Here is a 6,920-nt window from a genome sequence, read left to right as displayed (position 1 = left end):
GGAGCTGGATCGTCGCCTGCTGTTCCAATTGCTCCTGTGTACTCTGGAACTTCTACTACCGGAGCTGGATCGTCACCTGCTGTTCCAATTGCTCCTGTGTATTCTGGAGCTTCATGAACAGCTGCTTCGACACCATTTACTCCACCAGTAAATTCTGGAACCTCATGGATAGCTGGATCTGTTTTACCAGATACTTCTTTCTTAGTTCCGACTAAGACAATCTCATCTTGCGGTGCTTCAATAGTTTCGCGAAGTTTTTCAGTACGGCTTCCATCTACTGCTACTTCAGTCAGGATACGTTCTTTACCTTCACGACCTGCTTGAGTCACACGAGTTTCACCTTCTGCTAGAGTTGGATCTTCTTTCTTCACTGTCTTGAAGCTGAGAGCTTCTTCTACCACTTCTAGGCTAGGAAGCTCTTCCTGAACAGCTGGGGCAACTTTTCCACTTTCAACCTTTTCTTTTGTCAATTGGATACGGTATTCCTTGACCTGTTTACCACTTTCTGAAACGAGACGTACCAAGACTGGAAGTTTATCGTCACCACTATCAACAACTGTTGCCGCTACGTTTTCACCAGCTTCAACGGTCACTTTAGGACGGTTTCCACTATAGGTTACTTGGTAATCCACACGAGCTTCAGAGAAGTCAGCAAGCTCTCTACCATCTACAAGAAGTTTAGAAGCTGTATTGTCTTTTGGTGCTTCACTTGGTGCGATAAAGGCCATTTCAGTGATAGCCACACCCTTCTTGTCTGCTTTTCTGTCCATGCGCCATCTCATAGCTTTAGCTTTGACTGGTGCAAAGGTTACATGGATGTCAGTTCCTGCTTGAACTTCTTGATCCGCACGGTATTCAACCTTCTCCCAGTTAGAAGGAGTGTTGAATGGATGTTCTGGATCGTATGGTTGATAGTTAGAGTAATATTCTGGTGAATCAAATTCTGGTCCCACATAGCGTTCTAGAACGAGTTTAGAAGGTGCATCTGTTCCACCATCTGCAAAGAAGCGAATGCTTCCTTCAGCTACTGTACGTTCAACAATCTTACCATTTTCTCTGAAGATAACCCCTACTGAAACTTCTGGATTTTCAGATGGAGTTGGAGACCAGTTGGTCCAACGACGGCTTTCATCATCAGAACCATCATTGACATAGTCCACACGGTCACGAGAGTTTGGATCAATATCGTTAGTTGCTGAGGCAAATGAGCGGTTGCTGTCATCATCGAAGTCTGGGTTGTCTGATAGGTTTTCACCGAGTTTATCAGTCACACGTACAGCCACTTCAGCAGTTAAATCAGTACCCAAAACGCGACCATGAACTGTAAATTCACCTGCTTTTGTTAGATTTTCTGCTGGAACTGCTTCCCAGTCAACAGCCAAGTCTTTGATTTCATAGTCAGATTTTCCTGTGAAGTAAACAGGAACTTTTGCTGGTAGCTCAAGAGTTTGTCCTTTAGCAATCAAGCGAGAGGATTTGGCAACAGCAACAGATTTACTTGCGAGTAACTCTTTATCATTTGTGAAGTGTAGGCGGTATTCACCTAGGATATCTCCGTTTTCAGCCTTGACAACAACACGAACTGGATCTCCTTCACCTACGCTTGGTACAACTGTTGCAATACCATTTTCAGTGACACTTGCTGTAACAGCTGGAGCTTTTCCTTGGCTTGCTTCTAGATAGTAGTCAGTCAAGCCTGGGTTAAAGTTTGGCAAATCTTTTCCATCTACTTGGATTTTTGCTTGAGCATTCTTAGCTGCAGCTACTTGTTTAGAGAAGATTTGCATTTCTGTAATAGAAGTACCCCATTTACCATCTGGTCGAACCATGCGTATACGAACTGCGTAAGTGTTGACTTTATCAAAGCTAAAGTGGGTCATTTCTCCAGCTCTTACTTGATCAGGAGCCTTGAGATTTGTTACTTCTTTCCAGTTTTTATCGTCATTAAAGACATGGTCTTCACGTGCTACGAAGCTTGGATTCTTAGGAACTGTTGGAGTTGCTGAACCAACATAGTATTCGATGACATAGGATTTAGGTGCACCAACACCGTGGTCTTCGTGGAAGGCTACATTGAGGTTATCAACTGATCGTTTAGACATGATACCAGAGTCACCAAAGAGAATTCCTACGGATGCTTCACTTGTACGGTTCCAGTTTGTCCAGCGGTTTGCTGGTTGGTTGTTATATGAAATTAGTTTGTCATTGACATTGGCTACTGAGTCACTTGGATTTGAGTCTGATGCAAAGGCAAGTGGCAATTCTGAACCAGTCCACTGGTCAGAAATATTAGCACCAGTTTCTGTCTGAGCAGACACACGAACATGAAGTTTAGTTGGTAGTTGAGTACCTTCGACATGTCCTGTCACAGTAAACTTGCCTTCTTGTGCGTATTGGCTTGGTTCAATTGCGTCCCAAGTTACTTTAGCTGAAGATACTTGGCCATTTGAGTGATAAGTACGAACGCTCTCTGGAAGTTGAGGAGCTTCTGCAACTGGAGTAGTTACGCTCACTTCTTCGACAGCAATGATACCTTCGACAGATACCTTAGCATGTGCTTCTTTCTCAATTCCTTCAACTTTACCTAGGACTTCAAAACTATGGTATTTAGCAAGATCTTCCTTAGCAACTGCTTGCCAAGTCACCTTGTGAACCTTCGGAAATCCTTTGTCATACTCTACAGTTACAGTAGCAGGTAGACTTGGTTCTTGGTTCAAACCTGTCACGACACTAACTGGACGGATGGCTTGGACAACTTTGCTTTCCGTATTTGCTTGAATGTTCAAGTCAATCTGACCTTCTGCTCCTTCAAATTGAGCTTTCAGAGTTACTTGACCAGGTTTATGCAATTCAAGCAGACCTTTACGAACAGCTACATCTCCTTCACCTGTAGTTGAGAAGGTAACCTTATCAGCCTTCAAGACTGCTTGTGTACCGTCTTGATAGTGAGCCAAGACCTTGATACCAACTGTTTGGTCTTCTTTCAAAGCAGCTGCGTTTTCAACTTCTAGGCTCAAACGTTCAATTTGTGGAGCTTCTTGTAAGAATTGGATAGCATAGGTTTGAAGTGCTCCACCATCATTTGGTTGAACATGAATGCTTGCACGCATACCATTTGCTTCATTAGCTTGAATAACCGTCACTTGCGCATTTTCAGCTGTAGCTTTAACCTCTGGCAAGGCGACTCCATAAGCAAGCTTGTGGTATTTTACAGGTTTGTCAGTTGAAAGGCCTTCAACCACTTGATCTGCCACAGTTACGCTTGGAACGACTGGATTAGCTGCTTCCCCTTCTGCGACTACCAAGGTCGCATCGATTTGGTCTTCACCTGAAATTCCTTTAGCTTGGATGCGAGATCCTGGGATAGCTAATTTAGCTTGATCTTCAGCTGCAATTTCCCACTTATCAACGTCATAGCTTGCTACAGTACCATCTGACAATACGTAGGAAACAGATTTATCAACTGAACTTAGGTCTGTATTTGGAGCGATTCTCTTGACTACAGGTAATTCTGCTTCGAGAGCCAAGACTTCAACACGCGCTTCTACTTCACGTCCATCTGCCACACCCTTAACAGTAACAATTCCTGGTTCGTTGACATCAACTGCTGACCATTCTACTGGAAGTTTTGCACGACTGCCATCACTGTAGATAAAGGCCACTTTCTTAGGCATTTTTGGTGCTTGACCGATAACTGTACGTACTTTAGGTACTTCTGTACCTAAGACAGTTTTTTCTTCTTGGTCTTTCTTACCTGTGAAGATTGTAGTTTGAGCCGATTTCAAGAGATCAGAGTGAGCAGTCAAAGTAAATTTACCAGCTTGCTCAGTTGATTTGACAATCACAACACCCTTACCATTAAAGGCCTTACGGATCCATGAACCGTCTGCTTGTTCTTTGTAACGCTCACGGCTAGCTTGTTCACCGTTATCCACACCGACAATTTGACCTTGACCATGCAACTGGAAGCGCACAAGGTTGTTAGCTGTAGGAACTACATTACCAGCCTGGTCAACTATTTCATAGTAAATATAAGTGAGGTCTTTCCCGTCTGCTGCAATAGCATGTTCTTCTTTGACTAAGCGAACACCTGCAGGCTCTCCAGCAGTCGTAATCTTATCACGAGCAATTTCATTACCTGCTTCATCACGAGCTACTGCTTCCAGGGTTCCAGGTTGATAAGCAACCTTCCACTCAAGGTAAAGTTCCTTGGCATTGGCACCTTCTTGATAAGTACGTCCATCACTTGTTTGTTTTTTGTTAAATGTCTTCTTGCCTAGAGATTCACCATTCAAGAATAATTCCACACTTGCAGCGTTTGAAAATGCACGAACAGGAATCTTACCATCTGCATCAGCTACATTCTCTTTCAGACTAGAGTCTTCCCAGTTCCAGTGAGGAAGCAGGTGAACCATTGGTTTCTTCTGAGCAGAAACCCATTGGCTTTGGTACAAGTAGTAGTCATTCTTTGGAATTCCGGCTGTATCTACGATACCGAAGTAAGAACTCTTAACTGGCGTATTGTTTTGGTTGTGCCACGGAGTAGGCTCACCGATATAGTCGGTACCCGTCCAGATAAACTGACCAGCATAACCAGCATTGTCACGGTCAAAAGTCCAAGATGCAGTGGCTGTTTTACCCCAACCAACACGGTCATTACCGTAGTCAGACTGCTCATAATGACGGTAAGCTTGATTGCTATGAACTAGCTCACTTTCTGGACGGAAATAGCTACCACGAGTACGAGTTGCAGAAGAAGTTTCTGAACCGTAAATCAACCAGTTTGGATGTTTAGCACGCAGTTTCTTGTAGTTATCTTCTGAATAGTTAAATCCAACCGCATCCAGTTCGTCAGCGATTTTCTCATGTCCACCGCTACCATCACCGAAGCGGAATTTATCTGCTCCCATTGTGACATAGCGAGTCTTGTCAACGTCTTTGATGACCTTGACCAAACGCTTAACAGTCGCTAGAGAATGTGGATCTCCTGAAGCTTCACCGATTTCATTACCGATAGACCACATGAAGATAGCCGGGTTGTTCTTACCTCTTTCGACCATGGTACGCAAGTCAAAATCAGACCATTTTTCACCTTTTTTAGCTTCTGGGTGAGTGGCATCTTTTTCAAAGAAGCGGCCATAGTCATACTGTTTCTTACCACCATACCAAGTATCAAAAGCTTCTTCTTGAACCAACAAACCAAGCTCTGCAGCAATTTGTAAGGTCTGCTCACTAGCTGGGTTGTGGGTTGTACGGATAGAGTTCACACCCATATCCTTCATCTGTTTAAGACGACGGTATTCTGCCTTATAGTTTTCTTCTGCTCCTAGGGCCCCGTGGTCATGGTGAAGAGAAACACCGTGGAATTTAATCCGTTCACCATTCAAAGAGAAGCCTTCGTTTGGAGTCCAATTGTAATAACGATAACCAAATAAATCTTTCTTAGCATCTACCAACTGGCCATCACGATAGACACGAGTTACCAATTCATAAAGGGCAGGCTTGTCGTTAAGGACTGTCCAAAGTTTTGGTTTCTCAACTTGCAAAATAGCATTTAGACTAGTTGATTGATGAGCTTTCAAGACTTGACTATCTGTACGAACCACGTCCGTTACAGCCTGACCATTTCGTTCAATAATTTGGTATTCAGCAACAATTTCATGATCTTTGTCATCTGTATTGACAATCTTACTTGATACGTGAGTGTCAACCTTACCATTTTGTTGTTTTTCAAGGTCTGGAGTTAAGATGGTTGTACCGTTTTTGGCAACATGCAATTTGTCTGTCACTTGAAGAGTAACATCACGATAGATACCACTTCCTGAGTACCAACGGCTACTTGGTTGTTTATTAACCGCATGTACAGCTACGACATTTTCACGACCGTCTTTATTGAGATAATCAGTGATGTCATAAGAGAATTGGTTGTAACCATTTGGATAGTGACCAACTAGCTGACCGTTTACATAGACTTGCGAATCCATATAAACACCATCAAAGACTAGGCGAATATTCTTGTTTAGGTCTTTTTCATCTAATTTAAAGGTCTTGCGATACCAAGCATCCCCACCATTCAGTTGTCCACCCTCATTTTGGGCAGGAGACTGATGGTCGAAGTCGTTATAGATACTCCAGTCATGAGGAAGGTCTAATTTCTTCCAGCTTGATACATCGGCATCTGGCTTGATGGCGTCTTTGGCATTAGCATTGAGTTTAAAATGCCAGTTTTGGTTAAATTCTACTTTACGATCCTCAACCAATTGATTTACCTCCTCACTGGTAGCCGGTTTTAGGTCCGGTTTTTCCGTTTGAGCAGATTGATCTTGAGTAATTGCTTGAGGTTTCTTATCTAACATGGAATCCACTTTTTTATCAGAATCTGATTGTACAGTTTGGTCGTCCTGTGCTTTTTCAGCTTCATGGCTTGGAGCAACCGCTTCATCAGCAACTGAATTTACCGTTTCAACAAGGTTCTCTTTTTTAGATTCGTCCTCTACTTTTTCTGTAGCAACTGTAATCGGAGTTTCTTCCGCAGCTACCGGATTTGCACCAGCTACACTTGCTCCAAATAATACCGAGCAAGTACCGATGACTACAGAGCAAGTTCCAACGGTAAATTTCCGGATACTATACACTCTTTTTCGATTCCAATGACCTTTTCCCATAAGATCCTCCTTATATTCGTAACCGCTTCCATTTTTGTGTAAGCGCTCTACTTTTTCAGTAGTATTTTGCTTCTATTTTATAAAATAATATAAGAAACTTCAATACTGGCAGCATAAAAATCATACTTTTGATTCTTTTTTCTATAATTTGTAGAAAAGTTTAAAAATCTGAATGTACATTTAGTGAATGGTTTTACTAAAAAAGGCGGTGGGACAGAAATCGATAGACAAAGTCTCGATTTCGTAGTCCCAGCC

At 42.6% G+C, this 6,920-nt stretch carries 2 pseudogenes; both read right to left on the bottom strand.

Annotation, left to right across the window (positions count from 1 at the left end):
• Positions 1–6,311: pseudogene (bgaA, locus tag RQ973_RS09350) on the bottom strand (LPXTG-anchored adhesin/beta-galactosidase BgaA); the annotation flags it as partial.
• A 185-nt stretch (positions 6,312–6,496) separates the two neighbouring features.
• A pseudogene (locus tag RQ973_RS09495) lies at positions 6,497–6,665 on the bottom strand (YSIRK-type signal peptide-containing protein); the annotation flags it as partial.
• Positions 6,666–6,920 lie beyond the last annotated feature (255 nt).

This window comes from uncultured Streptococcus sp., assembly GCF_963511325.1.
Lineage (GTDB): Bacteria > Bacillota > Bacilli > Lactobacillales > Streptococcaceae > Streptococcus.
Note: the sequence above shows the minus strand (reverse complement) of the source record. Positions and strands in the feature narration are given on the sequence as shown.